Here is a 26,375-nt window from a genome sequence, read left to right on the forward strand (position 1 = left end):
CAGGCGATCAAAAGGCTTTTTTAGGTTAAGGGATTGACGCTCGAAGTGGTGCGCAGTAATATGCGCCCCGCATTCGGTGATTGGCGCAGCCTGGTAGCGCACTTCGTTCGGGACGAAGGGGTCGGAGGTTCGAATCCTCTATCACCGACCAAATTTAAAGCCCTGCTCAATGAGCAGGGCTTTTTCGTATGCAGCAAACGAGGATGAGAACCTCCGGGGGCAGGAGGTTCGACTCGAGCGGCAGAACGGTGGGTGCGCTGCGCTTACCCACCCTACGCGAGGTAGCTCATGAGATTGCGTAATGTAGGGCGGGTAAGCCCGCGCACCCGCCATTGCCGCGTAACCGAAGGTGGGTGCGCTGCGCTTACCCACCCTACGCGTGGTAGTTCTGAGATTGCGTAATGTAGGGCGGGTAAGCCCGCGCACCCGCCATTGCCGCGTAACCGAAGGTGAAGACGCTGCGCTTACCCACCCTACGCGTGGCAGTGCCCAGAATGCGAACCACCGGAATAAAATGATTTAACATCACTGTAACACTTCTACCCTTTTATCCAGGCGTAATCTATTTGCCTACAATGGCTTAGCACATGCTGTTTCGTGCAAACGGACTTCCATCGTTTATTTTGCTGTCTGGCTCGCATTTCGTGACATATTTCATTGAAAATTATTATGAAAAGCGACCTGCAAAACTACCTTCACTTATGGTTAGCCTCAGCATATTTCGCTGTCACCCCGCGTTTTTTCAATCGTATTCGTTCAGTTCTTCATCATTGTTCAAGAAATTTTTCACAAATTGGGCAAACGGTAACCACTGCTCAGAGTGAATTAACCAGACAATTGTTCTGGCATTGTGGCGTTAGCATAAATTTCCCTGCTGGGAATAGCCGCTTGAGGTTTTTTTAATCTTTGTTTGCCATTCCTCACACTCCTTGTAAAACCCGGATACCTGTATTGACGTTTTCACATTCTGTTGACAGATTGTAGGGCGTGAGGGGCACTTTAAGGACAGTCTGTACTGCGACTGCGTCGACATTGTGAAAGGATTCCCCGTCCTCATTCGCGCTTTCGGGCGCACCGATCAGACCGGGTAAAAAACAAAAAAAGGTCTGACGGACCACCTCAAGTATTTCGGATACCAGCATCAGCTGCGAGTCGGAAGACGGCGGGTAACACAACACATATCACATTGGAGCAGAATAATGAGTATTTCCTTGAAGAAGTCAGGGATGCTGAAGTTTGGCCTGAGCCTGGTAGCCATGACTGTCGCAGCAAGCGTTAACGCCAAAACCCTGGTTTACTGTTCAGAAGGTTCGCCGGAAGGCTTCAACCCGCAGCTCTTCACCTCTGGCACCACCTATGATGCAAGCTCAGTGCCTATTTATAACCGTCTGGTTGAGTTCAAAATCGGCACCACGGAAGTGATCCCGGGTCTGGCTGAGAAGTGGGAAATCAGCGAAGACGGCAAAACCTATACCTTCCACCTGCGTCAGGGCGTGAAGTGGCAGGATAACAAAGAGTTCAAACCGACGCGCGAGTTCAACGCCGACGACGTGGTGTTCTCTTTTGACCGTCAGAAAAATGCCCAGAACCCGTACCATAAAGTTTCTGGCGGCAGCTACGAATACTTCGAAGGCATGGGTCTGCCGGACCTGATCACCGAAGTGAAAAAAGTGGACGACAAAACCGTCCAGTTCGTTCTCTCCCGCCCTGAAGCACCGTTCCTGGCTGACCTGGCGATGGACTTCGCGTCCATTCTGTCCAAAGAGTACGCTGACAACATGCTGAAAGCCGGCACGCCGGAGAAAGTAGACCTGAACCCAATTGGTACCGGTCCGTTCCAGCTGCAGCAGTACCAGAAAGACTCCCGCATTCTCTATAAAGCGTTTGAAGGCTTCTGGGGCACCAAGCCGCAGATCGACCGTCTGGTGTTCTCTATCACCCCGGATGCTTCTGTACGCTACGCCAAACTGCAGAAAAACGAATGTCAGGTGATGCCGTACCCGAACCCGGCCGACATCGCGCGCATGAAGAAAGACACCAACATCAATCTGATGGAGCAGGCTGGCCTGAACGTGGGTTACCTCTCTTTCAACACCGAGAAGAAGCCGTTTGATGACGTAAAAGTACGTCAGGCGCTGACCTACGCGGTGAATAAAGAAGCGATCATCAAAGCGGTTTACCAGGGCGCCGGCACTGCCGCGAAAAACCTGATCCCGCCGACCATGTGGGGCTACAACGACGCGGTGCAGGATTACGGCTACGACGTTGAAAAAGCGAAAGCGCTGCTGAAAGAAGCCGGTCAGGATAAAGGCCTTACCGTTGAGCTGTGGGCGATGCCGGTACAGCGTCCGTACAACCCGAACGCGCGTCGTATGGCGGAGATGATTCAGGCTGACTGGGCGAAGATCGGCGTTCAGGCCAAGATTGTTACCTACGAGTGGGGCGAGTATCTGAAACGCGCCAAAGCGGGTGAGCATCAGGCGGTCATGATGGGCTGGACCGGCGACAATGGGGATCCGGATAACTTCTTCGCAACCCTGTTCAGCTGCGCGGCAGCGAAAGATGGCTCCAACTACTCTCGCTGGTGCTACAAGCCGTTTGAAGATCTGATTCAGCCGGCGCGTGCAGCAGAAGACCACAACAAGCGTATCGAACTCTACAAGCAGGCTCAGGTAGTGATGCACGACCAGGCTCCGGCACTGATCATCGCGCACTCCACCGTATACGAGCCGGTGCGTAAAGAGGTGAAAGGCTACGTGGTTGATCCGCTGGGCAAACACCACTTCGAAAACGTCTCTGTTGAATAATAAGTACTATGCCTGACCCCCTCTCCTCTCCGGAGAGGGGGAAGCATTTTCCCTTCCCTCTGGAAGGGTGAAATACATTTGTGAGCAATACAGACGTAGCGTCCCAGGCGGTACGTCATGAGAGAGAATCCGGGTTATGTTGCAGTTCATCCTCCGACGTCTGGGGCTGGTTATCCCCACGTTTATCGGTATCACCCTTCTCACCTTTGCCTTTGTCCATATGATCCCCGGCGACCCGGTAATGATTATGGCCGGTGAGCGTGGTATCTCCCCTGAACGTCATGCGCAGCTGCTGGCCGAACTTGGCCTTGATAAGCCGCTGTGGCAGCAGTACCTCCACTATATCTGGGGCGTATTGCATGGCGATTTAGGCATCTCACTGAAGAGTCGTCTCCCGGTCTGGGAAGAGTTCGTTCCGCGCTTCCAGGCTACGCTGGAGCTGGGCGTCTGCGCCATGATTTTCGCGGTGGCGGTCGGTATTCCGGTTGGCGTGCTGGCAGCGGTAAAACGCGGCTCCATTTTCGATCATACTGCCGTTGGCCTGGCGCTGACGGGCTACTCCATGCCTATCTTCTGGTGGGGCATGATGCTGATTATGCTGGTCTCGGTGCAGTGGAACCTGACGCCGGTATCCGGGCGCGTCAGCGATATGGTGTTCCTCGACGACACCAACCCGCTCACCGGCTTTATGCTCATCGACACCGCGATCTGGGGCGAAGAGGGCAACTTTATCGACGCCCTGGCGCACATGATCCTGCCGGCGATGGTGCTCGGGACTATCCCGCTGGCGGTGATCGTGCGTATGACCCGTTCAGCGATGCTCGAAGTGCTGGGTGAAGATTACATCCGTACTGCCCGCGCCAAAGGCCTGACCCGCATGCGCGTTATCATCGTCCATGCGCTGCGTAACGCCATGCTGCCAGTGGTGACGGTGATCGGGTTGCAGGTCGGCACTATGCTGGCCGGTGCGATCCTGACCGAAACCATCTTCTCCTGGCCGGGCCTGGGCCGCTGGCTGATTGATGCACTGCAGCGCCGTGACTATCCGGTGGTGCAGGGCGGGGTACTGCTGGTGGCGACGATGATTATTCTCGTTAACCTGCTGGTAGACCTGCTTTACGGCGTGGTGAACCCGCGTATACGTCACAGGAAGTAAGGGACCATCATGTCACAAGTTACAGAAAGCAAAGTGGTTTCTGCGCCGGTGCCGATGACGCCCGTGCAGGAGTTCTGGCACTATTTTAAACGCAACAAGGGCGCAGTGATTGGCCTGGTGTACGTGGTGGTGATGATCATCATCGCGGTATTCGCTAACTTTATCGCGCCGCATAACCCGGCGGAGCAGTTCCGCGATGCGCTGCTGGCCCCACCGGTCTGGCAGGACGGCGGCACCTGGGCGCATATCCTCGGCACCGATGACGTGGGCCGCGATGTGATGTCGCGCCTGATGTACGGCGCGCGTCTGTCGCTGCTGGTCGGCTGTCTGGTGGTGGTGCTCTCCCTGATCATGGGTGTGGTGCTCGGCCTGCTGGCCGGTTATTTCGGCGGTATCGTCGATAACATCATCATGCGTATCGTCGATATCATGCTGGCGCTGCCGAGCCTGCTGCTGGCCCTGGTGCTGGTAGCGGTGTTTGGCCCGTCGATCACCAACGCCGCGCTGGCGCTCACCTTCGTGGCGCTGCCGCACTACGTGCGCTTAACCCGCGGCGCGGTGCTGTCGGAAGTGAACCGCGACTACGTGACCGCATCGCGCGTGGCGGGAGCGGGTCCGGTACGCCAGATGTTCGTCAATATTCTTCCTAACTGCCTCGCGCCGCTGATTGTTCAGGCGTCGCTCGGCTTCTCTAACGCCATTCTCGATATGGCCGCCCTGGGCTTCCTTGGCATGGGTGCGCAACCGCCGACGCCGGAGTGGGGCACCATGCTCTCCGACGTATTGCAGTTCGCACAGAGTGCCTGGTGGGTCGTGACCTTCCCCGGTCTGGCGATCCTGCTGACGGTGCTGGCATTTAACCTGATGGGTGACGGGCTGCGTGACGCGCTCGATCCTAAACTCAAGCAGTAGAGAGGCGCGAGATGGCGTTACTGAATGTAGATAAATTATCGGTGCACTTTGGCGACAAAGACGCACCCTTCCGCGCCGTGGACCGTGTGAGTTACAGCGTGGATCAAGGCGAAGTGGTCGGTATCGTGGGCGAATCCGGCTCCGGTAAATCGGTCAGCTCGCTGGCGATCATGGGCCTGATTGATTATCCGGGCCGCGTGATGGCGGATAACCTCGGCTTCAACGGTCAGGATCTTAACCGCATCTCCGAGAAGGAGCGTCGCAACCTGGTGGGTGCCGAAGTGGCCATGATCTTCCAGGACCCGATGACCAGCCTTAACCCGTGCTACACCGTGGGCTACCAGATTATGGAAGCCATTAAGGTGCATCAGGGCGGCAACAAGAAAACCCGTCGTCAGCGCGCTATCGACCTGCTGAACCAGGTAGGCATTCCCGATCCGGCATCGCGTCTGGACGTCTATCCGCACCAGCTCTCCGGCGGGATGAGCCAGCGCGTGATGATCGCGATGGCGATTGCCTGTCGGCCAAAGCTGTTAATTGCCGATGAACCGACGACGGCACTGGATGTGACCATCCAGGCGCAGATCATTGAGCTGCTGCTGGAGCTGCAGCAAAAAGAGAACATGGCGCTGGTGTTAATCACCCATGACCTCGCGCTGGTGGCTGAAGCGGCACATAAAATTATCGTGATGTATGCCGGCCAGGTGGTGGAAACCGGCGCGGCGCGCGATATCTTCCGCGCCCCGCGTCACCCGTACACCCAGGCGCTGCTGCGTGCGCTGCCGGAGTTTGCTCAGGATAAAGCGCGACTCGCCTCGCTGCCGGGCGTGGTACCGGGCAAGTATGACCGTCCGAATGGCTGTCTGCTGAACCCGCGCTGCCCCTACGCCACCGACAAGTGCCGCGTTGATGAGCCGGCTCTGAACCTGGTCGATAATGGCCGTCAGTCAAAATGTCATTACCCACTCGATGATGCCGGGAGGCCTAACTATGAGTACGCATGAGGCCCTGTCCCCTGTGCTGTTGCAGGCAATCGACCTGAAAAAACATTACCCGGTGAAGAAGGGCATTTTTGCCCCGGAACGCCTGGTGAAAGCGCTCGACGGCGTGTCGTTCACGCTGGAGCGCGGGAAAACCCTGGCGGTGGTGGGCGAGTCCGGCTGCGGGAAATCGACCCTCGGTCGCCTGCTGACCATGATTGAGATCCCGACCGGCGGCGAGCTCTATTATCAGGGCCAGGATCTGCTTAAGCCTGACGCCACGGCAGAGAAGCTGCGCCGTCAGAAAATCCAGATCGTGTTCCAGAACCCGTATGGCTCGCTGAACCCGCGTAAAAAAGTGGGGCAGATTCTGGAAGAACCGCTGCAGATCAACAGCACGCTGAGCAAGGAGGAGCGCCGCGAGAAAGCGCTGGCGATGATGGCGAAGGTCGGCCTGAAAACCGAGCATTACGACCGCTACCCGCACATGTTCTCCGGCGGCCAGCGTCAGCGTATCGCCATTGCCCGCGGTCTGATGCTGGACCCGGACGTGGTGATCGCCGATGAACCGGTTTCTGCGCTCGACGTCTCCGTGCGTGCGCAGGTGCTGAACCTGATGATGGATTTGCAGCAGGACATGGGCCTGTCTTACGTGTTCATCTCGCACGACCTCTCCGTGGTGGAGCACATCGCCGATGAAGTGATGGTGATGTACCTTGGCCGCTGCGTGGAGAAGGGCACCAAAGATCAGATCTTCTCCAATCCGCGTCATCCGTACACCCAGGCACTGCTCTCCGCAACGCCGCGCCTGAATCCGGACGACCGCCGCGAGCGCATCAAGCTCACCGGTGAGCTGCCAAGCCCGCTGAATCCGCCGCCGGGCTGCGCCTTCAGCGCCCGCTGCCGTCGTCGCTTCGGCCCCTGCACGCAGCTCCAGCCGCAGCTTAAGTCTTACGACGGCCAGCTGGTCGCCTGTTTCGCCGTGGACCAGGACGAGAACGGCGAGAAAGCCGTGCCGCAGCCGTAATACGAGCAGGCTAAACCCAACCGGAGCACATGCTCCGGTTTTTTTATGCCCGGAATATGGCCGTCAGGGTTCATATTTGGTCTTAAATTATTATTTAATTCCTGAAAGGGTATTAAATGACCTGTTATGTATTCTTTGGTTCTTATTTGAGCTATATTGATTTATAAAATTTTCTATAGCTCATATTTAAGCTTAATGAAACGTGTTGGCTTAAATATGAGCTTTTGCGGGTAAATTATAACCTCGGGGTTCTTATATGAACGATAACGTCATTACGTCGCTCACATGGAAGCTTCAGTCAGTGAGTGAGGAACTGAGAAAGATGCGCAGTGAACTGCTTACGGCAGCAGCTGAGAGCGCGCCCGGCAATGCGGCATCGATTGACGATCTGGCCGCGTTTGGCGCACAGCTTAACGCACGTCGGAAAGCGCTGGGCATCGATCTGGCACTGCTGGAACTGCAAACCGGGGTGTCGGTTTCTACGTTGAAGCGGGTCTTCAAAGATCCAGAGCAGGTGAAATTTGGCACGGTGGTGGCCGTAGCCCGCGCGCTGGGTGTGACGCTATGCTCCGCCGTGTAACCGTGCGGCTCTATGGAGAACCGGTGGGCGTGCTGGAGCAGAGCGACGCAGGGTTCTGCTTTACCTATCACGCGGATTATCAGGGGCCGCCGCTCTCATTAAGCCTGCCGGTGAGTCAGCGTAGATTTCCGCGCGCCACGCTGCATCCTTTTTTTGTTTCTCTCGCGCCGGAAGGCTGGCTGAAGCGCCGTTACAGCCAGATACAGCATCTTGATGAAAAAGATCTGCTGGGGATGCTTATTCATAACGGTAAAAACCTGATTGGTGCCGTCCAGATCGAACCGGAGGAGGCGTAATGGCGCTGTGTCGTATTCTGTTAACGCCGCTCAATGCGCGCGATGAAGCTACGGGCTATTCAGCGCGTGGCCTGAAGCGGCTCACCGGCACCGGGCGTGCCAGCCCACAGCTTCCCTTTACCCGTAACGAATTTATCAGCGAACTGCCGAAGGCGCAGGCGGGAATGAGCATTTCCGGCTATCAACCCAAGCTACAAATGATTGTTGAGAAGGGGGTTTTTAACGTAGTTGAGCACCAGGGGGAATACATCCTTAAACCTTCCCCAGCGGAGTTCCCGTTTTTAGCGGAAAACGAACACGCCACCATGACCCTGATGGCGCGGCTTGGGTTTGATGTGCCACCGCACGGTCTGGTGCGATTTACCAAAGCGCAACCTGGCGATCCTGAAGAGTATGCCTTCGTCATCCGTCGCTACGATCGTGACGAGCAGGGTAATGCGCTGCATCAGGAGCAACTGGACGCGGCGATGGATATCGGTGAAAAGTACGGCAAAACCGCTGCGGATGGTAAGCAGTACGTCAGCTATGAACGGCTGGCAACCTTTTTACTCGCGAACGTTAACGACAACCTGGCGTTCAAAATCGATCTGTTCCGGCGTATCGCTTATGCATACCTGCTGGGAAACAACGATATGCATCTGCGCAATTTCGGCCTGATCCTGCCGCCGCTCGGCAAGCCTGAACTGGCACCGATATATGATTTTGTCAGCGTCGCCCCTTATCCCCCGGTATTTAACAGCGGGTTTCTGGCCCTGCCGCTGCTGCGTTGTGAAGAGGGCGACGGCGAGCTGGCACCGGGAATGAAAACGCAATACGGGGAGTATCTCGGGAAAGATTTCCTGGTGCTCGGCGAGGCAATGGGCCTGGCGAAACCCGTGGTGCTGCGCCTGTTTGCACAGATGCAGAGCGAAGCCAGAACCGTCGAGGCAGTGTATCGCGCCTCGTTTATGCCTGCCGGAGACAGCGAACGCGTGTTGCAGTGCTATCAGCAGCGGTTAAAGCGGATGATGAACGTGGATGAGGCTGAGATGGTTGGCACATGAGTCGCAGAACAGGGCAGGGCGGGTAAGCTTGTGCACCCGCCGTGTCCGTGCAGCATGGGTACAGTTTCAGGCTACGCTACCCCTTCGGTTCAATCCCTTTTTTCTTCAACGCTTCCCGCGCCAGATTCTTAAACCAGTTGGCAAGACTTATTCCCTGTGCGGCGGCCTCGGCATCAAGCTGCTCGCGTAATGCAGGGTCGATACGCATTTTAAATTGCGGGGCTGGTCCCCCTATTGTCGATTTTTTATCCCTTTTAATCATTGAAAACCGGCCACCTGAAGATTGGTTTTTACTCAGGTGAGCAATGTATGCTGTAAACCCCCTCCAGACACATACAACGTGAAAATTTTCGAGACGCTTTCAGGTTTTCAGGCGTGATACGTGACGTCAGCCCTGTCTGTGGCAGCATATATACAGGCCCGGAACAAGTTATCCGGCAATCCAGTCTTCGGTGCGCAACCCTGACACGCGCTCAAACTCCCGCGTGTTGTTCGTTACCACGATCAAGCCCCGGGAACGCGCATGACCGGCGATCATGTTGTCCCAGGCTCCAATAGGGGTTCCTTTTTTAGCGAGGTCAGCCCGGATCTGACCCGTATGCGTAGCGGCATCGTTATCAAACGTAAGCACATCCAGACGGGCAGCAAACCCTTCGACGACGGCCAGGTTTCTTTCCGGGTTTTGTGATTTTTCTGCGCCGTATATCAATTCCATTAGCGTGACGGTGCTGATGCACATTTGTCCGTAATATTTATTGAAAGCGTCACGCACGATCTGCGGTTTATTTTTGATAGTGAAAATGCAGATATTCGTGTCCAGCATAAACTTGAGCATCAAAATTCTTCCCTGGTCTGATCGTCTGGTTGATCCCTGTCAGACATATAGTCCGACGTCACGCTATCGCCGTTGAACCAGGTGTCCCAGCCTTCGCCAGCCGGTGTGATGATCCGGGTTCTGCCGATGGCAACGATTTCTACATTTTTGACATCTTCCGGTAGCGCTACCGCTTTAGGTAAGCGCACGGCCTGGCTGCGATTACTACGAAACACGGTGGTTTTTTCCATCGCTCCTCCTGCGCTGTACGTTTTTTATCCTTATTATCTTAGTGGTGCAATGGGATATGTCAATGGGATATACAAAAGACGACGCTGGATTGAAAGCGCTTCACAGTACGCAAAAAAAAGCCCGACGCGCTTTCACGGGTCGGGCATTGTATTTAGCCGGTCAGGTTACTCCTCACCGGTTCATCACTGCGGATACGGCACCCAGTCGCCGCCGCCCAGGCGCACCCAGGGTTTGCCCTGATACTGCACCACCACGGCGTTAGCGTTTTCCGATACCGGCGCAGACTGCGGCAGGTTGCTGGTCAGCGCGTCCCAGTCCACGCTGTCGGCCACGAAGTTTTTACCGTCCACCGAGCGGGCCACCAGTTCAGAAATTGCCAGGAAGCTGCTCGGCTGGTCGATCTCAATCATACCGCCCTGATGCGGGGCTTTCATGCCGACAAACTTGATGCCGACCGGGACATGGGTAATCGACGGGCTGGGGATATCGCGTAGGCCGGAAACCTGCATTTTGTCCCCGGCCAGCGCTGCGCCGTGCTCCGGCACAATCACCACCATCACTTTACGGCCCGATTTCTCCAGATCCGTCAGGAAGGTGTTGAGCTGGTCGAACAGTTTCTGGGCGCGCAACTTGTAGTCAGCGGTTTTGCTCACGCCCGGCAGGTGGTTGCCGTCGTGCAGCGGCAGCAGGTTGAAGAAGGTCGCGCTACGTGGGTTCTGCGTGCGGTCTTCAGATTTGTTCCAGCGATCCAGCACCGCCGCATCATCATAGATAGGCGAGTTGTCGAACGAGCGCAGGGCGACCGGCAGCCCGCTCTGATCCATCAGCGGAGACTGCATGCCACCGCCTTCGCGGATCTCTTGCAGGAAGTTACCGAACACGCCGTCGTGATCCAGCATCAGGTGCTGCGAGAAGCCCAGCTTCGCCAGATTCTCAAACAGATAGCACTGGTTGCCCGCCGGCTGATAGAGGTTCTTGTGCGACTGCTGACCGCAGCTGGCACGCAGCAGGCGAATCGCCGCCGGGCCGCTGTAGGAGGTGCCGGAATTAAAGTTTTTAAACAGAATATCGAAATGCGACCACAGCGGGTGCGTCATCAGGCCACTGGCTTCGATATCCGCCCAGGCGAGGGAACAGATGTTGATCACCAGCAGCTCAAACGGCTGGGAATCGGCAGGCAGCGCATCCGGGAATCGCGTCTGACGCTTCGCCTCTGAGGCGTAGAAGCTGGTCAGCCAGTTATTAATGCTCTGGCTGTTTGCCGGAGCAGTCTGGGCCGGAATATCGCCCACCACCGGCGTACCGGCGGCCTGCGCCACGGTATCTGCCGCGCCGCCGCCTGCGGTCGTCATGGTCGTAGTATTTCCCGCGCCCGCGTTCGGCCACAGGGAGATTACCGGGCCGGTGATGGTCAGCACGTTGAGCCAGACCATAATCGCCACCACAAACACCGTTACGCGCAGCCATTGCGAGAGGAACAGCCAGGCGACCAGCAGCACAAACGCCGCGCCGATCATCTGCCAGTTAATGAAGCGCGATACCAGGTCGAGCAGATAATCGGCGCTGAAGCCGGCCACCTGCGACCCCTGGCTGAGCATACTTTGCGGGCCGGGCAGCCAGGTATCGTGCCAGAACAGCGCAAAGCCAACGGGAATGGCGATCCAGTGGCGCAGGCGATGCAGCCGGATATTCGGGATCGGCAGCAGCAGAAACGCCATAAAGACCAGGTTCGCCAGCGCGTGGAAGTTCAGGTAGCCGGTCCACAGCAGGCCAAACTTGAGCAGAAAATAGAAGTTCCAGCCGGAGAGACCGCGCCAGTATGGGAACAGGGGAGTTGGCACCGGGGCCTTTTTCATCTGATTAGTCATGTCGAGGGTCTGCCTTGACTGAGGTCCGGCGCAGGGTGCCGTCCGGCTTAACATAGCGGGGTTTTACAAACACGAGACGCAGGAATGTCGCGATGCGCCGGGAATAGTGGCGCGCCAGGAACCCCAGCGGGAAGAAAATCAGCGCGCACAGCAGCACCAGCTGAACAATATCGGCGAGGGACATCATGCGGACGTGCCTCCATTTGACCCATCGAGCAGCGTGACCGGCTCAGGAATACGCCGCCAGGCGTGACCGTCGTGCTGGGCACGAATAACGGCGCTGATATCGCCGGGGCCGGCCAGCGGTTTGCCCCATTTTTCTGGATTCATATTTCGCATCTGAACAAGTTCCGCCGCGATCTGCGAATCCTCAAACCACACCTTGCGGTTAGAGAAGATGTCGCCAACAGGCAGCGGGAAAATATGGTTTAACGCCGTATCGAGATCGTTGATACGGCAGAACGACAGGAACAGCACCAGCCGCCCGTCACCAAGAGTGACAATATCGCCCATGCGCACCGGACGGCACAGCGTCAGCGCCTGTTCGGCGCGGATACCCGGCACCGGACGCAGCGCCACCATCACGCCTTTACCGTCCAGTGGCAGCAGCGGGTTACTCATCAGCGCGCCCACCGCCTGGCAAAAGCCCTGCCACGGCTGATAGCCACGCAGCTTCAGCGGCTGCATGGCATCGAGCAGCAGATTGATGTCTTCCGGCACGTGGCGCGAGAACATCTGGCCCTGCACGCTCTCAATCAGCGTCAGACAGCGCGACAGCGGCGCATTCCACGGGATGATCATGGTCGCGCCGCACCCCAGCAGCAGACGTTCATCGGTGGCGCGCAGGCTGGCCTGATTTTCGCGCACGATAATTTTCAACGCGGTACCGCGCTGGCGGCGCAGGGTATGAATATGGCGCGCCAGTCCTTCAATCTGATTATTTTGCGCCAGCGAGAAGATAATAGTGGCGGCCTGAGCGGCACGCGCCTCGCTGAACAGCATTTCGTTATTGTCGAACAGCAGCCAGTTTTCAGAAAGCGGCGGGGCGCCTTCCAGCACGGCAACATGGCTTAACACCTGTTTTTCATCGCTGCGCGGCTGCGGGGCGCTCTCTTCTTTTGGTACCACGCTCCAGCCTGCGGTGGTGGAGGCCGCCAGTTGCACCTGCTGTTGGGCGCTGACGCCTTTTTCATTACACCAGTAAGCCACATCAAACAGATGTTCATCACCCTGGCAACGCAAACTGGCGAGACCATCCAGATAACGGTGTTCGCTAATCAGCATGGAATACTGCTTATCGCTATTATTACCAGGGTTGATAATCATAACTGTGCAATTATTTTCTTTCGTCCAGCTACTGGTTTTTTTTAACCAGTTATGTATCTGCGCGGAAGATATATTTTGCCAGTAATTTGTAGGGGTAATAACCAGAATTAAAAAATGGCGCGGATCGATCGACGACATAAGATCGCGGGTGAAAAAGTCTAGACTATCTGGCGTATTTCGCCCGGAAAATAAACGAATTTTATCGGGTCCGCCGTGTACTGGCGCGTGAATTACCTCCCGGGGGGCAATTCCCTGGGTTACCACCGCGACACGCGCCTCAACCTGCTGGGCCGTAATGGTCTGGTTAGCAAGGCGATACGCATCGTCATCCCGGTCTGTGTTTATCCACCACACGCCGCCTGTGGGCATATGGTTTAATTCATCCCACAGCGAATGAATTCCAACAGGAAATATGGGGTTCATGCGTCCCTCTTAAACAAAAATTGTCTGTCTCTCAGTTTACTAGCGAAAGCCTGGAAATAAACCTAACATTGAAATTAAAGAACATCAGATTTAGCATGTAAATCAAATTTCGCTGGCAGTTGAACCCTGTCTAAATCTGTCCGTGCGATTTTCTCAACGGGATGCGGTCTGAATGCAAAACAACGACACCAATAACTCAAACCAGAATGCCGACATTTATGGTTTCCAGAATGACATTCTGGCATTAAGTCGGGCATTTTCATTGCCGGAAATTGATTACACCGATATTTCCCAGCGTGAACAGCTGGCGTCGGCGTTGAAACGCTGGCCGCTGCTGGCAGAATTGACACATCAGTAGCAGGAAACACCATGGCTATTCTGGCTTTACAGGGTATTCGCGGCGGAGTGGGCACCACGACGGTCGCTGCCGCGCTGGCATGGGCGCTGCAAATGCTCGATGAAAAGGTGCTGCTGATCGATGGCTCGCCGGACAACCTGTTACGTCTCTCCTTTAATATCGATTTCGCCCATCGCGGCGGCTGGGGTCGCGCCATGCTTGATGGCGAGGACTGGCGCAGCGCGGCGTGGCGATATACCCGTCATCTGGATGTACTGCCGTTCGGGCAGATGAGCGACGATGAGCGCGTGGCGCTTTCTACGCACTCAACGGCGCTCAATGCGTTTCGCCAGTCGCTGGACACGCTGAAAGCCAGCGGCGGCTGGCAGTGGATTATTCTCGACCTGCCTCACGGCAACGCACCCTTAACGCGCCTGCTGAGCGAGGCTGCCGACCACACGCTGGTGGTGGTGCGCCCGGACGCCAACTGCCATGTGCGCCTGCACCAGCAACCGCTGCCGCCGAACGGCCATATTCTGCTGAACTATCTGCGCGTCGGTAGCCAGCTGCAGGACGACATTTTCCAGCTCTGGCTGCAAAGCCAGCGCCATCTGCTGCCGATACTGATCCATCGCGATGAATCGATGGCGGAGTGCCTGGCCGCGAAACAGCCGCTGGGTGAATATCGCCCGGATGCGCTGGCCGCCGAGGAGATGATGACCCTCGCCAACTGGAGCCTGCTTCACTTTTCCGGGAGAGCCGGATGAGCCGCCTCACCGGGTGGTTACTTCAGCCGCAGGCCAGCCAGCGGCTGCATCTGCACTATCGTACCTGGCGCAGCAACGGCACGCCGCTGTTCAGCGCCTGGCTGGGTTGCCTGTGGCTGGTGCTGGCCTGGACGCTGCTGCCGCTGGAAAACCAGCGCTGGGCGGCGATTCGCGAGCGCCACGCGGTGCTGTTCCCCCATATCGATCCGCACCGTCCGCGTCCGCTGGACTGCGTGCGTTATCTGCTGCAAAGCCTGTGGCTACTGGTGACGCACCCGCAGCACAGCCAGCCTGGCCCGCGCTGGCGCTCCGTATCGCGGCTGCAACGCCTGCGGCTGCGCTATCACACCTGGCTTGAGACGCTGCCGCAGCGGTTCAATGAGGACACGCAGCATCTGGATGACAAGAAAGAGCTGGGCCATCTCAGCCAGACCGCGCGCAAGATAGTGCTGGGCGTCATCGTGGTGTTTTCGCTGATCCTGGCGATTCTCTGCGTCACCCAGCCGTTTAACCCGCTGGCGCAGTTCACCTTCCTGATCCTGCTGTGGGGCATTGCTATGCTGGTGCGCCGCATTCCGGGGCGCTTCTCGGCGCTGATGCTGATCGTGCTGTCGCTCACCGTCTCCTGCCGCTACATCTGGTGGCGCTATACCTCAACCCTGAACTGGAACGACCCGGTCAGTCTGGTGTGCGGTCTGGTGCTGCTGTTTGCCGAAACGTACGCGTGGATCGTGCTGGTGCTGGGCTATTTCCAGGTGATCTGGCCGCTCAACCGCCAGCCGGTGCCGCTGCCGAAGGATATGAGCACCTGGCCGTCGGTAGATATCTTTGTGCCGACCTATAACGAAGATCTGAACGTGGTGAAAAATACCATTTATGCCTCGCTCGGCATCGACTGGCCGAAGGACAAGCTGCAGATCTGGTTGCTGGATGATGGCGGGCGCGAGGAGTTTAAGGAGTTCGCCCACACCGTCGGGGTGAACTATATCGCCCGTACCGAACACAATCACGCCAAAGCGGGCAACATCAACAACGCCCTGAAGTATGCAAAGGGTGATTTCGTCTCTATCTTCGACTGTGACCACGTGCCGACGCGCTCTTTCCTGCAGCTCACGATGGGCTGGTTCATCAAAGACAAGAAGCTGGCGATGATGCAGACGCCGCACCACTTCTTCTCGCCGGACCCGTTCGAACGTAACCTGGGCCGCTTCCGCCAGACGCCGAACGAAGGCACGCTGTTCTACGGCCTGGTGCAGGACGGGAACGACATGTGGGACGCGACCTTCTTCTGCGGCTCCTGTGCCGTGATTCGCCGTGGCCCGCTGGATGAGATCGGCGGCATTGCGGTAGAAACCGTGACCGAAGATGCCCACACCTCGCTGCGTCTGCACCGCCGCGGCCACACCTCGGCCTACATGCGTATTCCGCAGGCGGCGGGGATGGCGACGGAAAGTCTCTCATCGCACATCGGGCAGCGTATTCGCTGGGCGCGCGGCATGGTGCAGATCTTCCGTCTCGATAACCCGCTGTTTGGTAAAGGGCTGAAGCTGGCCCAGCGGCTGTGCTACGTCAACGCCATGTTCCACTTCCTGTCCGGAATACCGCGGCTGATCTTCCTGACCGCCCCGCTGGCGTTTCTGCTGCTGCACGCCTATATCATCTATGCTCCGGCGATCATGATTGCGCTGTTTGTACTGCCGCACATGATGCACGCCAGCCTGACCAACTCGAAAATCCAGGGCAAATATCGCCACTCGTTCTGGAGTGAGATCTACGAAACGGTGCTGGCCTGGTATATCGCCCGGCCGACGATGGTGGCGCTGTTTAACCCGCATAAAGGGAAGTTCAACGTGACCGCTAAAGGCGGACTGGTTGAGAGCGAATACATCGACTGGGTTATTTCGCGCCCCTATCTCTGGCTGGTGGTGATTAACCTGGTGGGGGTGGGCTTCGGCATCTGGCGCTACTTCGCCGGGCCGGAGAACGAAACCCTGACCGTGCTGGTCAGCCTGCTGTGGGTGTTCTACAACCTGATTATCCTCGGCGGCGCGGTGGCGGTGTCGGTGGAAAGCAAGCAGGTGCGCCGCGCGCACCGCGTCGAAATCCGCATGCCGGCAGCCATTGCCCGCGATGACGGCCATCTCTTCTCCTGTACCGTGCACGACTTCTCGGATGGCGGTATCGGCGTGAAGATTAACGGGCAGGCGCAGATGCTGGAAGGGCAGAAGGTTAACCTGCTGCTCAAGCGCGGCCCGCAGGAGTACGTGTTCCCGGCGCAGGTGATGCGCGTGTTCGGCTCTGAAGTCGGGCTGCAGCTCGGGCAGCTCACGACGCAGCAGCATATCGATTTTGTTCAGTGCACCTTTGCACGCGCCGACACCTGGGCGCTCTGGCAGGACAGTTTCCCGGAGGATAAACCTCTGGAGAGCCTGCTCGACATTCTCAAAATGGGATTCCGGGGCTATCGCCATCTGGCCGAGTTCGCCCCTGCGTCGTTGAAACTGGTTTTCCGTACTCTCACCACGCTGGTTGCCTGGATTGTCTCTTTTATTCCCCGTCGCCCGGCGCGTGCGGTGGCGGAGGAGTATCCCGGTCCGGTTATGGCTCAACAATGATGACAACGCGATGAAAAGAAAAATATCCTGGATTTGTGCAGTGGCGGTAGGGATGAGCGCTGTTCCTGCCTTAACAAGTTATGCAGCGCCGGGCGTGGTTCCGGCCAATCCTGCTGCCACCGCTGCGCCAGCGGCGCCGGCCGTCGCGCCCGCCACCCAGGGGATCGTGACGCCGGATCAGACGCGCACGGAAAACCTGACGCCGGCCACGCCAACGGCAAATGCTGTCGGAGCAGCGACCGGGGTCACTGCGCCGCAGCAGGGCCAGGTACAGCCCGGCGTGATCCGCGCCGGTGCGCCGGTGGTTGCCCAGAACGCGCCGACGCGGGATGTCACCCTGAGCTTCGCGCAAATCGCGCCGCCGCCGGGCAGCATGGTATTGCGCGGCACCAACCCGAACGGGGCGATTGAGTTCGGCATGCGCAGCGATGAGGTGATCTCCTCCGCGATGCTGAATCTGGAATACACGCCGTCGCCATCGCTGCTGCCGACCCAGTCCCAGCTCAAGGTGTATCTTAACGATGAACTGATGGGCGTCCTGCCGGTCACCCGCGAGCAGCTCGGTAAGAAGACGACGGCGCAAATGCCGATCGATCCGCTCTACATCACCGATTTCAACCGCGTGCGGCTGGAGTTCGTCGGCCACTATCGCGACGTGTGCGAAAACCTCTCCAGCTCCACGCTGTGGATGGACGTGGGCCGCAACAGCGCCCTGAACCTGACCTATCAGCGCCTGGCGCTGCAGAACGACCTCTCCCACTTCCCGGTGCCGTTCTTTGATGCGCGCGATACCCGCCGCGTCGATCTGCCGGTGGTGTTTGCCGCTTCGCCAAATCTGGCGCAGCAGCAGGCGGCGGCGATTGTCGCCTCGTGGTTCGGCTCGCGCGCGATGTGGCGCGGTCAAAGCTTCCCGACGCTGTTCAACCAGCTCCCGGACCGCAACGCCATCGTGTTTGCCACCAACGATAATCGCCCGGATTTCCTGCGCGACCATCCGGCGGTCGATGCGCCAACCATCGAAATGATGAACCACCCGGATAACCCTTACGTGAAGCTGCTGGTGGTGATGGGGCGTGACGACAAGGATCTGGTGCAGGCCGCCAAAGGTATCGCCCAGGGCAACGTGTTGTTCCGCGGCTCGAAAGTGGTGGTCAATGACGTTAAACCGCTGCTGCCGCGTCAGCCCTACGATGCGCCAAACTGGGTGCGCACCGATCGCGCCATTACCTTTGGCGAGCTGAAGACGTACGAGGAACAGCTGCAGTCGAGCGGCCTGGAGCCGGCCGCCATTAACCTGACGCTTAACCTGCCGCCGGATCTCTATCTGCTGCGCAGCAACGGTATTGATATGAAGCTCAACTACCGTTACACCACGCCGCCGACCAATGACAATTCGCGCATGGATATCAGCCTCAACAACCAGTTCCTGCAGTCTTACAGCCTGGCGACCAAAGACGAAACCAACCGTCTGCTGCTGCGTCTGCCGGTGTTGCAGGGACTGCTGGACGGCAAAACCGAAGTATCGATTCCGGCGCTGCGCCTTGGGGCCATCAACCAGCTGCGCTTCGACTTCCAGTACGCGAATCCGATGCCGGGTGGCACAGTTGATAACTGCGTCACCGTACAGCCGGTGCAGAACCGCGTAGTGGTGGCCGATGATTCCACTATCGACTTCTCGAAATACCATCACTTCATCGCCATGCCGGACCTGCGCTCGTTCGCGAACGCCGGTTTCCCGTTCAGCCGCATGGCCGATCTCTCGGACACCACGATTGTTGTGGCGAAACAGCCGAGCGCCGCACAGGTTACCGCGCTGCTGGATGCCGTGGCTAATGTGGGTGGGCAGACCGGTTTCCCGGCGGTTAACCTCAATATCACCGACGATGGCAGCAAGGTACAGGGCAGTGACCACGATATCCTGATCGTCGGCACGCTCCCGGAGCAGTTGAAGGATGAGAAACGCATCGATCTGCTGGTGCAGGCGACCCGCAGCTGGGTGAAAACGCCGCAGCGCGAGCCGTCCCTGTCGGGCATCATGCCGGACGACAAAGATCGTACCGCAGACGTGCAGACCACCGTCACCTCTGATGCGCCAATGGCAGCGGTGATCGGTTTTCAGTCGCCGTTTAACGATCAGCGCAGCGTCGTGGCCCTGCTGGCCGACAGCCCGCGCGGGTACGAGCTGCTTAACGACGCGCTGAACGACAGCGGCAAACGCGCCGCGATGTTCGGCTCGGTTGCCGTCATCCGTGAATCCGGCGTGAACAGCCTGCGCGTGGGTGACGTTTACTACGTTGGCCACCTGCCGTGGTTCGACCGCATCTGGTATGCCTTCGCGAACCATCCGATCCTGCTGGCGATCTTTGCGGCGATCAGCGTGCTGCTGCTGGCCTGGGTACTGTGGCGTCTGCTGCGTATTCTGAGCCGCCGCCGCCTCGATCCGCATGACTAAGGTGAAGACCATGAAAGCGCGCTGGCTGGTAATGGCGGTATTGATGATGCTGGCGGCGCCGCTGCGCGCGGCCTGCACCTGGCCTGCCTGGGAGCAGTTCAAAACCGACTACGTCAGTGAGGATGGCCGGGTGATCGACCCGGCCGATGCTCGCCAGATTACCACCTCGGAAGGGCAGAGCTATGCGCTGTTCTTCGCGCTGGTCGCTAACGATCGGGCGGCGTTCGATAAGCTGCTGGGCTGGACGCAGGACAACCTGGCGCAGGGCTCGCTCAAAGAGCACCTCCCCGCCTGGCTGTGGGGCCGCAAGGATGAAAACAGCTGGGCGGTGCTGGATACCAATTCGGCATCCGATGGCGATCTGTGGATTGCGTATTCGCTGCTGGAAGCGGGGCGGCTGTGGAAACACCAGGACTACACCACGCTCGGTAGCGCCCTGCTGGCACGCATCGCGCGCGAAGAGGTGGTGAAGGTGCCGGGGCTGGGGCTGATGCTGCTCCCGGGTAAAGTCGGCTTCGCCGATAAAACCGACTGGCGCTTTAACCCAAGCTACCTGCCGCCGCAGCTGGCGATGTATTTCACCCGCTTCGGCCTGCCCTGGACCACGCTGCGTGAAACTAACCTGCGGCTGCTGCGCGAAACCGCGCCGAAGGGTTTCTCGCCGGACTGGGTAAGCTGGAAAAAGGATAAGGGCTGGCAGCTGAAAATCGATAAACCGCTTATCAGCAGCTACGATGCCATTCGCGTCTATATGTGGGTCGGCATGATGCATGACAAAGATCCGCAGAAGGCCCGCCTGCTGGCGCGTCTTAAAGGCATGGCGTCCCGCACTCAGCAGCACGGCCTGCCGCCGGAAAAAGTGAACGTCGTGAGCGGTGCCGTGCAGGGTGACGGCCCGGTCGGCTTCTCCGCAGCGATGCTGCCGTTCCTGCAGGACAGGGATGCCCAGGCGCAACAGCGGCTGCGCGTCGTGGATAACTTCCCGGCAAAAGATGCCTATTACAACTATGTTCTTGCCCTGTTTGGTCAGGGCTGGGACCAGTACCGTTATCGTTTTACTGCACGGGGTGAGCTACAACCTCAGTGGGGCCAGCAATGCGCAAGTTCTCATTAACGCTGTTGTCGATCGCGCTGGGTATGAGCCTGGCGCCGCAGGCGCTTGCCGCGCCTTCTGCACAGCAGCAGCTGCTGGAGCAGGTTCGGCTCGGCGAGGCGACCAAACGCGACGACCTGGTGCGCCAGTCGCTCTACCGGCTTGAGCTGATGGACCCGGATAATCCGGAGGTGATCGCTGCACGGCTGCGCTACACCCTGCGTCAGGGCGACACCGCACAGGCGCAACAGCAGCTGGAACGCCTGAAAACGCTGGCACCGGAATCGGAAGCGTATCGCACCTCGCGTACCGCTCTGGCACTTTCCGCGCCGGAAGGGCGCCAGGCGCTGCAGCAGGCGCGGCTGCTCTCCACCTCAGGGCGTAACGCAGAGGCGATCGCTGCCTATGACAAGCTGTTCGGCGGCCCGCCGCCTGGCGGTGAGCTGGGGGTAGAATACTGGACGCTGGTGGCCCGTGAACCGGCGCGCCGCAACGAAGCCATTACCCGTCTGAAAGCGCTGAATGCCAGCGAGCCGGGCAACAACACTCTGCAAGCCAGCCTCGCGCAGCTGCTGTTCTCCAGTGGCCAGCCCGATGAAGGCTACGCTGTGCTGGAGCAGATGGCGCGCTCCAGCACCGGACGAGAAACCGCCGCTACCCTCTGGTATCAGCAGTTACAGGGCGCACCGGCCAGCCCGCAGAGCGTTGCCGCGCTCCAGCGTTTCCTTGGTGTTTTCTCCTCCGGAGAAACCGTGGATAAAGCCCGTACCCAGCTGGCGCAGCAGCAGAGCCAGCTGGCCGACCCGGCGTTTCGCGCACGCGCGCAGGGGCTGGCGGATGTGGATACCGGACAGGGCGCTGCCGCCGTGGCACCGCTGGAAGCGGCTATCAATGCCGGACAGAACGACAGCGAAACCGTGGGCGCGCTCGGTCAGGCGTATTCCCAACAGGGCAACCGCGCCCGCGCCGTGCAGCAGTTTGAGAAAGCCATTGCGATGGACCCACAGAGCAGCAGCCGCAGCAAGTGGGACAGTCTGTTGCAGACCAACCGCTACTGGCTGTTGATCGAGCAGGGCGATGCGGCGCTGAAAGCCAACGACACCGCCAGCGCGGAGCGTAAATACCAGCAGGCGCGCAGCGTGGACAATACCGACAGCTATGCGGTGCTTGGCCTGGGTGACGTGGCGGTGGCGCGTAAAGACGATGCTGCTGCCGAGCGCTTCTACCAGCAAACCCTGCGCATGGATGCCAGCAACAGCAATGCGGTGCGCGGTCTGGCGAACGTTTATCGCCGCCAGTCGCCGGAACGCGCCGAAGCGTTTCTCGCCAGCCTTAACGCCAGCCAGCGTCGTAGCGTGGATGACATCGCCCGCAGCCTGAATAACGACCGACTGGAGCAGCAGGCCGCGGCGCTGGAAAACGCCGGGCGCTTTGCTGAGGCGGCGCAGGTGCAGCGCCAGCGTCTGCAGCTCGACCCTGGCAGCGTGTGGATCACTTACCGGCTGGCGCAGGATCTCTCTGCCGCCGGGCAGCGCAGCGAGGCTGATGCGCTGTTCCGCACCCTGGCGCAGCAGAAACCCGCCGACCCGGAGCAGGTCTATGCTTACGGGCTGTATCTCTCCGGCAGCGACCGCGAGCAGGCCGCGCTGAATCATCTCAACACCCTGGCGCGCAGCCAGTGGAACGCCAATATTACCGAGCTGGCGGACCGCATTCAGAGCAATCAGCTGCTGGCGAAGGCGAATCGTCTGCGCGACAGCGGCGACGAGGCGCAAGCCATTGCGCTGCTGCGCCAGCAGCCGCCCTCCGATCGCATCGACCTGACGCTCGCCGACTGGGCGCAGCAGCGGGGCGATAACGCGGAAGCCAAAGCGCAGTACCAGAACGTGCTGGCCCGCACGCTGCAGAGCGACGATGCCCGTCTCGGTATCGCTGAAGTGCTGGCGGCGGAGCATGACAATGCAGCAGCCCAGGCGCAGCTGGCGAAGCTGACCTCGCAGCAGCGCAGCGAGCCGCTGACCCTTAACAGCCAGCGCCGTATCGCCATGGTGCAGGCTGCCACCGGCGAGCAGGCCGCGGCACAGCAGACCTTCAGCCAGATTGTGCCCCAGGCGAAAGCGATGCCGCCTTCGCAGGAGAGCGCGCTGGTGCTGCGTGATGCTGCGCGGTTGCAGGGCCAAAACCAGCAGGGCCAGCAGGCGCTGGAAACCTGGCGCGATGCGATGGTGGCGGGCGGCATCACCACGCAACGCCCGGCAGACAACGACAGCTTCACGCGCCTGACGCGCAACGATGAGAAAGATGACTGGCTGAAGCGCGGCATTCGCAGCGATGCAGCGGACCAGTATCGCCAGCAGGACGTGAACGTCACCCTGATGCATGACTACTGGGGTTCAAGCGGTACGCCGGGCTACTCCGATCTGGAAGCGCATACCACCATGCTGCAGGCGGACGCGCCGCTGTACGACGGACGCATGTTCTTCCGCAGCGATATGGTGAATATGGACGTCGGGCAGTTCGGCACCGACAGCAGCGGGCAGTACCGTGAAGACTGGGGCACCTGCGCCGAAACCTACTGTAGCGGGCGCACCAACCAGAGCGCGCGCGGAGCCAGCGTCGCCGTCGGCTGGCGTAACGATACCTGGGATATGGACATCGGCACCACGCCGATGGGCTTCAAAGTGGTCGATGTGGTCGGCAGCCTGAGTTACAGCAGCGATCTCGGCCCGCTCGGCTATACCCTCAACGCCCATCGTCGCCCGATCTCCAGCTCAATGTTGGCGTTCGCCGGGCAAACCGATCCGAACACCAACACCACCTGGGGCGGCGTGCGCGCCACCGGCGGTGGGGTGAGCCTGAGCTATGACAAGGGCGAGGCGCACGGCGTATGGTCGAGCCTGAGCGCCGACTCGCTCAACGGCAAGAACGTGGAAGATAACTGGCGCGTGCGCTGGATGACCGGCTACTACTACAAGCTGGTCAATGAAAATAACCGCCGTGTCACCGTCGGCCTGAATAACATGGTGTGGCGCTACGATAAGGATCTGAGCGGTTACAGCCTCGGCCAGGGCGGCTACTACAGCCCGCAGGAGTACGTGTCGTTCGCGGTGCCGGTGGTGTGGCGTCAGCGCACCGACAACTGGTCGTGGGAGCTGGGCGGGTCGGTCTCCTGGTCGCACTCGAAAACCAATACCCAGCCGCGCTACCCGATCAAGAGCCTGATCCCGGCGCCGGTGGCGAATGACGATCCGCGTCTGAGCCGCTTTACCGATAAGTTCGCGCCGGAAGAGGGCAGCAGCAGTTCCGGTGTAGGCTATACGGCAAGGGCATTGATTGAGCGGCGAATTTCGTCGAACTGGTCGATTGGTGCGGGGATTGATATCCAGGAAGCGAAAGACTATACGCCAAGCCACGCATTAATTTTCGTGCGATACTCTCAGGCTGGCTGGCAGGGCGACATGGATATGCCGCCGCAGCCGCTGGTGCCGTACGCTGACTGGTAAAACGGATTAATCTGTCTGACGTCGCGCGCTAAAATGCCATCCCGATGCGATATACTCTGCCGCGGCAGGACGCTTCCTGCCCGGCGGTGTATCAATGGAGAGTAAACTTGCGAGTCAGTCGTTCATTAACGATCAAACAGATGGCGATGGTGGCAGCCGTTGCCGTGGTGTTTATTTTTATTTTTCTCGTGATCCAGCTCTTTCACTTCGTGCAACAGAGCCGCTATAACACGGCCACGCAAATGGAAAGCATCGCCCGCTCGGTGCGCCAGCCGCTCTCTACCGCCATCCTGAAAGCCAATATTCCCGAAGCGGAAGCTATCCTGAATGCCATTCAGCCCACGGGCATTGTTGCCCGCGCCGATGTGGTGTTACCCAACCAGTTCCAGGCGCTGCGCGTGCGCTTCCTGCCCGAGCGTCCGGTGCCGGTGATGGTGGCGCGGCTGTTTGAGCTTCCGGTGCAGATATCGCTCCCGCTCTACTCCACCGAGCGGCCCGGCAACCCGCAGCCGCTGGCCTATCTGGTGCTGCAGGCCGACTCCTGGCGCATGTATAAATTTATCCTCAGCACGCTCTCGACGCTGGTGACGACCTATTTTCTGCTGGCGCTTATTCTGACGGTCGCCATTACCTGGTGCATCAACCGCCTGATCGTCCACCCGCTGCGGCGCATTGCCCGCGAGCTTAATCATCTTGACGCCCAGGATGCCGCCGGGCACCAGCTGGCGCTGCCGCGCCTGCATCATGATGATGAAATCGGCATGCTGGTGCGCAGCTACAACCGCAATCAGCAGATGGCGATGCGCCAGTATGACGAGATGAACACCCGGACTACGCGTTTTCCGGTGACCTCACTCCCTAATAAAGCGCTGCTGATGGCGATGCTGGAGCAGTCCGTCATCGGCAACCAGACCACCGCCGTGATTGTAGTGGCCTGCGAAACGTTGCAGGACGCCGCCGGCGCGCTGAATGATGAGCAGCGGGAGTTGCTGCTGCGCCAGCTGGCAGAAAAAATGAAAGCGCAGCTGATGCCGCGCATGATGCTGGCCCAGGTCAGCCACTACGACTTTGCGATCCTCGCCCACGGCGTGCGCGAGCCGTGGCAGGCGATGTCCCTGAGCCAGAAACTGATGGCGGCGCTCAACGAGCCGGTGGCGCTGGAAAACAGCGCGCTGCGCCCTACCGCCAGTATCGGTATCGCGATGTACTACGGCGACACCAGCGCCGAACAACTCTACCGTCGGGCGGTATCGGCGGCGCTCAGCGCGCGCCGCGCCGGTAAAAACCAGATCCAGTTCTTCGATGAACAGCAGCTGACCGAGGCGCAGCAGCGTCTTACCGAAGAGAGCGATCTGCTGAACGCCCTCGACAATCAGGCCTTCGCCATCTGGTTACAGCCTCAGGTGGCGCTGAAAACCGGTGAGGTGGTGAGCGCTGAAGTGCTGCTGCGCCAGCGCCAGCCGGACGGCGAGTGGGCGCTGCCGGACGATCTGATTGAACGCATCGAATCCTCCGGGCTGATGGTGCATATCGGCAACTGGATCCTCGAAGAGTCCTGCCGTCTGCTGGCCGCCTGGCAACGCCGCGGCATCATGATGCCGCTGTCAGTCAATATTTCCGCCCTGCAACTGCTGCACGACGATATGGTGGCTTCGGTGATGGAGCTGCTGCATCGCTACCATATCGAGCCGGGCACCCTGATTCTGGAAGTGACAGAGAGCCGCCGGATTGACGATCCCGACGCGGCGGTTGCCATTCTGCGTCCGCTGCGCCATGCCGGCGTGAAAGTGGCGCTGGATGATTTCGGGATGGGCTATGCCAGCCTGCGCCAGCTGCACCGCATGAAATCGCTGCCGCTGGACGTGATTAAAATCGACAAAAACTTCATCAACGATCTGCCGGACGACAGCTGCATGGTACGGGCCATCATCAACCTGGCGCACAGTCTGCAATTGAGTGTGATTGCCGAAGGGGTGGAAAATGCAGCGCAGCGCCAGTGGCTGATTGATGAAGGCGTGGAGGTGGCGCAGGGCTACCTGTTCGCCCGCGCGCTCCCTCCGGCGCAGTTTGAAGCCGATTTTCTACCCGCTTCGCACCAGGCATAAACGCCAGGGTAACTCCAGC

Annotated in this window: 21 protein-coding genes and 1 tRNA gene; 16 read left to right on the forward strand and 6 right to left on the reverse strand. The window is 59.1% G+C overall.

Annotated features, from left to right (window positions below):
* Nucleotides 1–74: 74 nt before the first annotated feature.
* From KFZ77_RS00770 to KFZ77_RS00810, 9 genes are all read left to right on the forward strand, one after another.
* Nucleotides 75–151 (forward strand) — tRNA-Pro (locus KFZ77_RS00770).
* A 1,048-nt stretch (nucleotides 152–1,199) separates the two neighbouring features.
* Nucleotides 1,200–2,807: a dipeptide ABC transporter periplasmic-binding protein DppA gene (dppA, locus tag KFZ77_RS00775; RefSeq protein ID WP_031522003.1), complete on the forward strand. Its 1,608-nt coding sequence runs from the start codon at nucleotides 1,200–1,202 to the stop codon at nucleotides 2,805–2,807.
* 136 nt (nucleotides 2,808–2,943) lie between these two features.
* A complete protein-coding gene (gene dppB / locus KFZ77_RS00780; RefSeq protein WP_031522002.1) occupies nucleotides 2,944–3,963 on the forward strand; it encodes a dipeptide ABC transporter permease DppB in 1,020 nt (339 codons plus the stop codon).
* A gap of 9 nt (nucleotides 3,964–3,972) precedes the next feature.
* Nucleotides 3,973–4,875, forward strand: coding sequence for a dipeptide ABC transporter permease DppC (gene dppC / locus KFZ77_RS00785; protein WP_264385192.1), 903 nt, complete (start codon nucleotides 3,973–3,975; stop codon nucleotides 4,873–4,875).
* A gap of 11 nt (nucleotides 4,876–4,886) precedes the next feature.
* Complete coding sequence (dppD, locus tag KFZ77_RS00790; protein ID WP_264385193.1) at nucleotides 4,887–5,879, forward strand: dipeptide ABC transporter ATP-binding protein; 993 nt, start codon at nucleotides 4,887–4,889, stop codon at nucleotides 5,877–5,879.
* A complete protein-coding gene (gene dppF / locus KFZ77_RS00795; RefSeq protein WP_031521997.1) occupies nucleotides 5,866–6,882 on the forward strand; it encodes a dipeptide ABC transporter ATP-binding subunit DppF in 1,017 nt (338 codons plus the stop codon). Before dppD ends, dppF begins: the two co-directional genes overlap by 14 nt.
* A gap of 322 nt (nucleotides 6,883–7,204) precedes the next feature.
* On the forward strand, nucleotides 7,205–7,462 hold the full coding sequence (locus KFZ77_RS00800) for a helix-turn-helix domain-containing protein (protein WP_264385194.1): 258 nt from the start codon (nucleotides 7,205–7,207) through the stop codon (nucleotides 7,460–7,462).
* Complete coding sequence (locus KFZ77_RS00805; RefSeq protein WP_264385195.1) at nucleotides 7,447–7,758, forward strand: HipA N-terminal domain-containing protein; 312 nt, start codon at nucleotides 7,447–7,449, stop codon at nucleotides 7,756–7,758. Before KFZ77_RS00800 ends, KFZ77_RS00805 begins: the two co-directional genes overlap by 16 nt.
* Nucleotides 7,758–8,801: a type II toxin-antitoxin system HipA family toxin gene (locus KFZ77_RS00810; protein WP_264385196.1), complete on the forward strand. Its 1,044-nt coding sequence runs from the start codon at nucleotides 7,758–7,760 to the stop codon at nucleotides 8,799–8,801. The genes KFZ77_RS00805 and KFZ77_RS00810 overlap by 1 nt, the downstream gene beginning before the upstream one ends.
* A gap of 76 nt (nucleotides 8,802–8,877) precedes the next feature.
* On the opposite strand, the gene KFZ77_RS00815 is transcribed toward KFZ77_RS00810, so the two are convergent.
* The 6 genes from KFZ77_RS00815 to bcsE all read right to left on the reverse strand — a co-directional run bounded on the left by KFZ77_RS00815 (nucleotide 8,878) and on the right by bcsE (nucleotide 13,484).
* Entirely contained in the window at nucleotides 8,878–9,063 is a 186-nt protein-coding gene (locus KFZ77_RS00815; protein WP_264385197.1) for a toxin-antitoxin system HicB family antitoxin, read from the reverse strand.
* 168 nt (nucleotides 9,064–9,231) lie between these two features.
* Nucleotides 9,232–9,636 (reverse strand): type II toxin-antitoxin system tRNA(fMet)-specific endonuclease VapC, encoded by a 405-nt coding sequence (vapC, locus tag KFZ77_RS00820; RefSeq protein WP_031521986.1) that lies wholly within the window; start codon nucleotides 9,634–9,636, stop codon nucleotides 9,232–9,234.
* The gene (vapB, locus tag KFZ77_RS00825) at nucleotides 9,636–9,866 is read right to left on the reverse strand and encodes a type II toxin-antitoxin system VapB family antitoxin (protein WP_031521984.1); all 231 of its coding nucleotides are present in this window, start codon (nucleotides 9,864–9,866) and stop codon (nucleotides 9,636–9,638) included. The genes vapC and vapB overlap by 1 nt, the downstream gene beginning before the upstream one ends.
* Before the next feature lie 183 nt (nucleotides 9,867–10,049).
* The gene (bcsG, locus tag KFZ77_RS00830; protein ID WP_031521983.1) at nucleotides 10,050–11,735 is read right to left on the reverse strand and encodes a cellulose biosynthesis protein BcsG; all 1,686 of its coding nucleotides are present in this window, start codon (nucleotides 11,733–11,735) and stop codon (nucleotides 10,050–10,052) included.
* Entirely contained in the window at nucleotides 11,728–11,922 is a 195-nt protein-coding gene (bcsF, locus tag KFZ77_RS00835; protein ID WP_031521981.1) for a cellulose biosynthesis protein BcsF, read from the reverse strand. The genes bcsG and bcsF overlap by 8 nt, the downstream gene beginning before the upstream one ends.
* The gene (gene bcsE, locus KFZ77_RS00840) at nucleotides 11,919–13,484 is read right to left on the reverse strand and encodes a cellulose biosynthesis protein BcsE (RefSeq protein ID WP_264385198.1); all 1,566 of its coding nucleotides are present in this window, start codon (nucleotides 13,482–13,484) and stop codon (nucleotides 11,919–11,921) included. Before bcsE ends, bcsF begins: the two co-directional genes overlap by 4 nt.
* 172 nt (nucleotides 13,485–13,656) lie before the next feature.
* On the opposite strand from bcsE, the gene bcsR reads away from it, so the two are divergent.
* The 7 genes from bcsR (at nucleotide 13,657) to hmsP (ending at nucleotide 26,356) form a co-directional block, all read left to right on the forward strand.
* Nucleotides 13,657–13,842: a cellulose biosynthesis protein BcsR gene (gene bcsR / locus KFZ77_RS00845; RefSeq protein WP_264385199.1), complete on the forward strand. Its 186-nt coding sequence runs from the start codon at nucleotides 13,657–13,659 to the stop codon at nucleotides 13,840–13,842.
* 11 nt (nucleotides 13,843–13,853) lie between these two features.
* Nucleotides 13,854–14,588, forward strand: a complete 735-nt coding sequence (gene bcsQ / locus KFZ77_RS00850) for a cellulose biosynthesis protein BcsQ (protein WP_264385200.1) — start codon at nucleotides 13,854–13,856, stop codon at nucleotides 14,586–14,588.
* Entirely contained in the window at nucleotides 14,585–17,203 is a 2,619-nt protein-coding gene (gene bcsA / locus KFZ77_RS00855) for a UDP-forming cellulose synthase catalytic subunit (protein ID WP_264385201.1), read from the forward strand. Before bcsQ ends, bcsA begins: the two co-directional genes overlap by 4 nt.
* A gap of 10 nt (nucleotides 17,204–17,213) precedes the next feature.
* Nucleotides 17,214–19,655, forward strand: coding sequence for a cellulose biosynthesis cyclic di-GMP-binding regulatory protein BcsB (gene bcsB / locus KFZ77_RS00860; protein WP_264385202.1), 2,442 nt, complete (start codon nucleotides 17,214–17,216; stop codon nucleotides 19,653–19,655).
* 10 nt (nucleotides 19,656–19,665) lie between these two features.
* A complete protein-coding gene (gene bcsZ, locus KFZ77_RS00865) occupies nucleotides 19,666–20,769 on the forward strand; it encodes a cellulose synthase complex periplasmic endoglucanase BcsZ (RefSeq protein ID WP_264385203.1) in 1,104 nt (367 codons plus the stop codon).
* Nucleotides 20,751–24,251 (forward strand): cellulose synthase complex outer membrane protein BcsC, encoded by a 3,501-nt coding sequence (gene bcsC, locus KFZ77_RS00870; protein ID WP_264385204.1) that lies wholly within the window; start codon nucleotides 20,751–20,753, stop codon nucleotides 24,249–24,251. The genes bcsZ and bcsC overlap by 19 nt, the downstream gene beginning before the upstream one ends.
* Nucleotides 24,252–24,358: 107 nt before the next feature.
* Nucleotides 24,359–26,356 (forward strand): biofilm formation regulator HmsP, encoded by a 1,998-nt coding sequence (gene hmsP, locus KFZ77_RS00875; RefSeq protein WP_264385205.1) that lies wholly within the window; start codon nucleotides 24,359–24,361, stop codon nucleotides 26,354–26,356.
* Nucleotides 26,357–26,375 lie beyond the last annotated feature (19 nt).

Origin of the sequence: Siccibacter colletis, from assembly GCF_025914095.1 — a bacterium.
Taxonomy (GTDB): domain Bacteria; phylum Pseudomonadota; class Gammaproteobacteria; order Enterobacterales; family Enterobacteriaceae; genus Siccibacter; species Siccibacter colletis.

What these genes read in the sequence shown, in the direction of transcription:
- bcsQ (WP_264385200.1), top strand. Translation starts at nt 13,854, where the DNA reads ATGGCTATTCTGGCTTTACAGGGTATTCGCGGCGGAGTGGGCACCACG.
- KFZ77_RS00800 (WP_264385194.1), top strand. Translation starts at nt 7,205, where the DNA reads ATGCGCAGTGAACTGCTTACGGCAGCAGCTGAGAGCGCGCCCGGCAAT.
- dppB (WP_031522002.1), top strand. Translation starts at nt 2,944, where the DNA reads ATGTTGCAGTTCATCCTCCGACGTCTGGGGCTGGTTATCCCCACGTTT.
- bcsE (WP_264385198.1), bottom strand. Translation starts at nt 13,484, where the DNA reads ATGAACCCCATATTTCCTGTTGGAATTCATTCGCTGTGGGATGAATTA.
- KFZ77_RS00810 (WP_264385196.1), top strand. Translation starts at nt 7,758, where the DNA reads ATGGCGCTGTGTCGTATTCTGTTAACGCCGCTCAATGCGCGCGATGAA.
- dppD (WP_264385193.1), top strand. Translation starts at nt 4,887, where the DNA reads ATGGCGTTACTGAATGTAGATAAATTATCGGTGCACTTTGGCGACAAA.
- bcsF (WP_031521981.1), bottom strand. Translation starts at nt 11,922, where the DNA reads ATGATGTCCCTCGCCGATATTGTTCAGCTGGTGCTGCTGTGCGCGCTG.
- bcsZ (WP_264385203.1), top strand. Translation starts at nt 19,666, where the DNA reads ATGAAAGCGCGCTGGCTGGTAATGGCGGTATTGATGATGCTGGCGGCG.
- dppA (WP_031522003.1), top strand. Translation starts at nt 1,200, where the DNA reads ATGAGTATTTCCTTGAAGAAGTCAGGGATGCTGAAGTTTGGCCTGAGC.
- bcsC (WP_264385204.1), top strand. Translation starts at nt 20,751, where the DNA reads ATGCGCAAGTTCTCATTAACGCTGTTGTCGATCGCGCTGGGTATGAGC.
- dppF (WP_031521997.1), top strand. Translation starts at nt 5,866, where the DNA reads ATGAGTACGCATGAGGCCCTGTCCCCTGTGCTGTTGCAGGCAATCGAC.
- bcsR (WP_264385199.1), top strand. Translation starts at nt 13,657, where the DNA reads ATGCAAAACAACGACACCAATAACTCAAACCAGAATGCCGACATTTAT.
- vapB (WP_031521984.1), bottom strand. Translation starts at nt 9,866, where the DNA reads ATGGAAAAAACCACCGTGTTTCGTAGTAATCGCAGCCAGGCCGTGCGC.
- bcsA (WP_264385201.1), top strand. Translation starts at nt 14,585, where the DNA reads ATGAGCCGCCTCACCGGGTGGTTACTTCAGCCGCAGGCCAGCCAGCGG.
- bcsB (WP_264385202.1), top strand. Translation starts at nt 17,214, where the DNA reads ATGAAAAGAAAAATATCCTGGATTTGTGCAGTGGCGGTAGGGATGAGC.
- bcsG (WP_031521983.1), bottom strand. Translation starts at nt 11,735, where the DNA reads ATGACTAATCAGATGAAAAAGGCCCCGGTGCCAACTCCCCTGTTCCCA.
- dppC (WP_264385192.1), top strand. Translation starts at nt 3,973, where the DNA reads ATGTCACAAGTTACAGAAAGCAAAGTGGTTTCTGCGCCGGTGCCGATG.
- vapC (WP_031521986.1), bottom strand. Translation starts at nt 9,636, where the DNA reads ATGCTCAAGTTTATGCTGGACACGAATATCTGCATTTTCACTATCAAA.
- KFZ77_RS00815 (WP_264385197.1), bottom strand. Translation starts at nt 9,063, where the DNA reads ATGATTAAAAGGGATAAAAAATCGACAATAGGGGGACCAGCCCCGCAA.
- KFZ77_RS00805 (WP_264385195.1), top strand. Translation starts at nt 7,447, where the DNA reads ATGCTCCGCCGTGTAACCGTGCGGCTCTATGGAGAACCGGTGGGCGTG.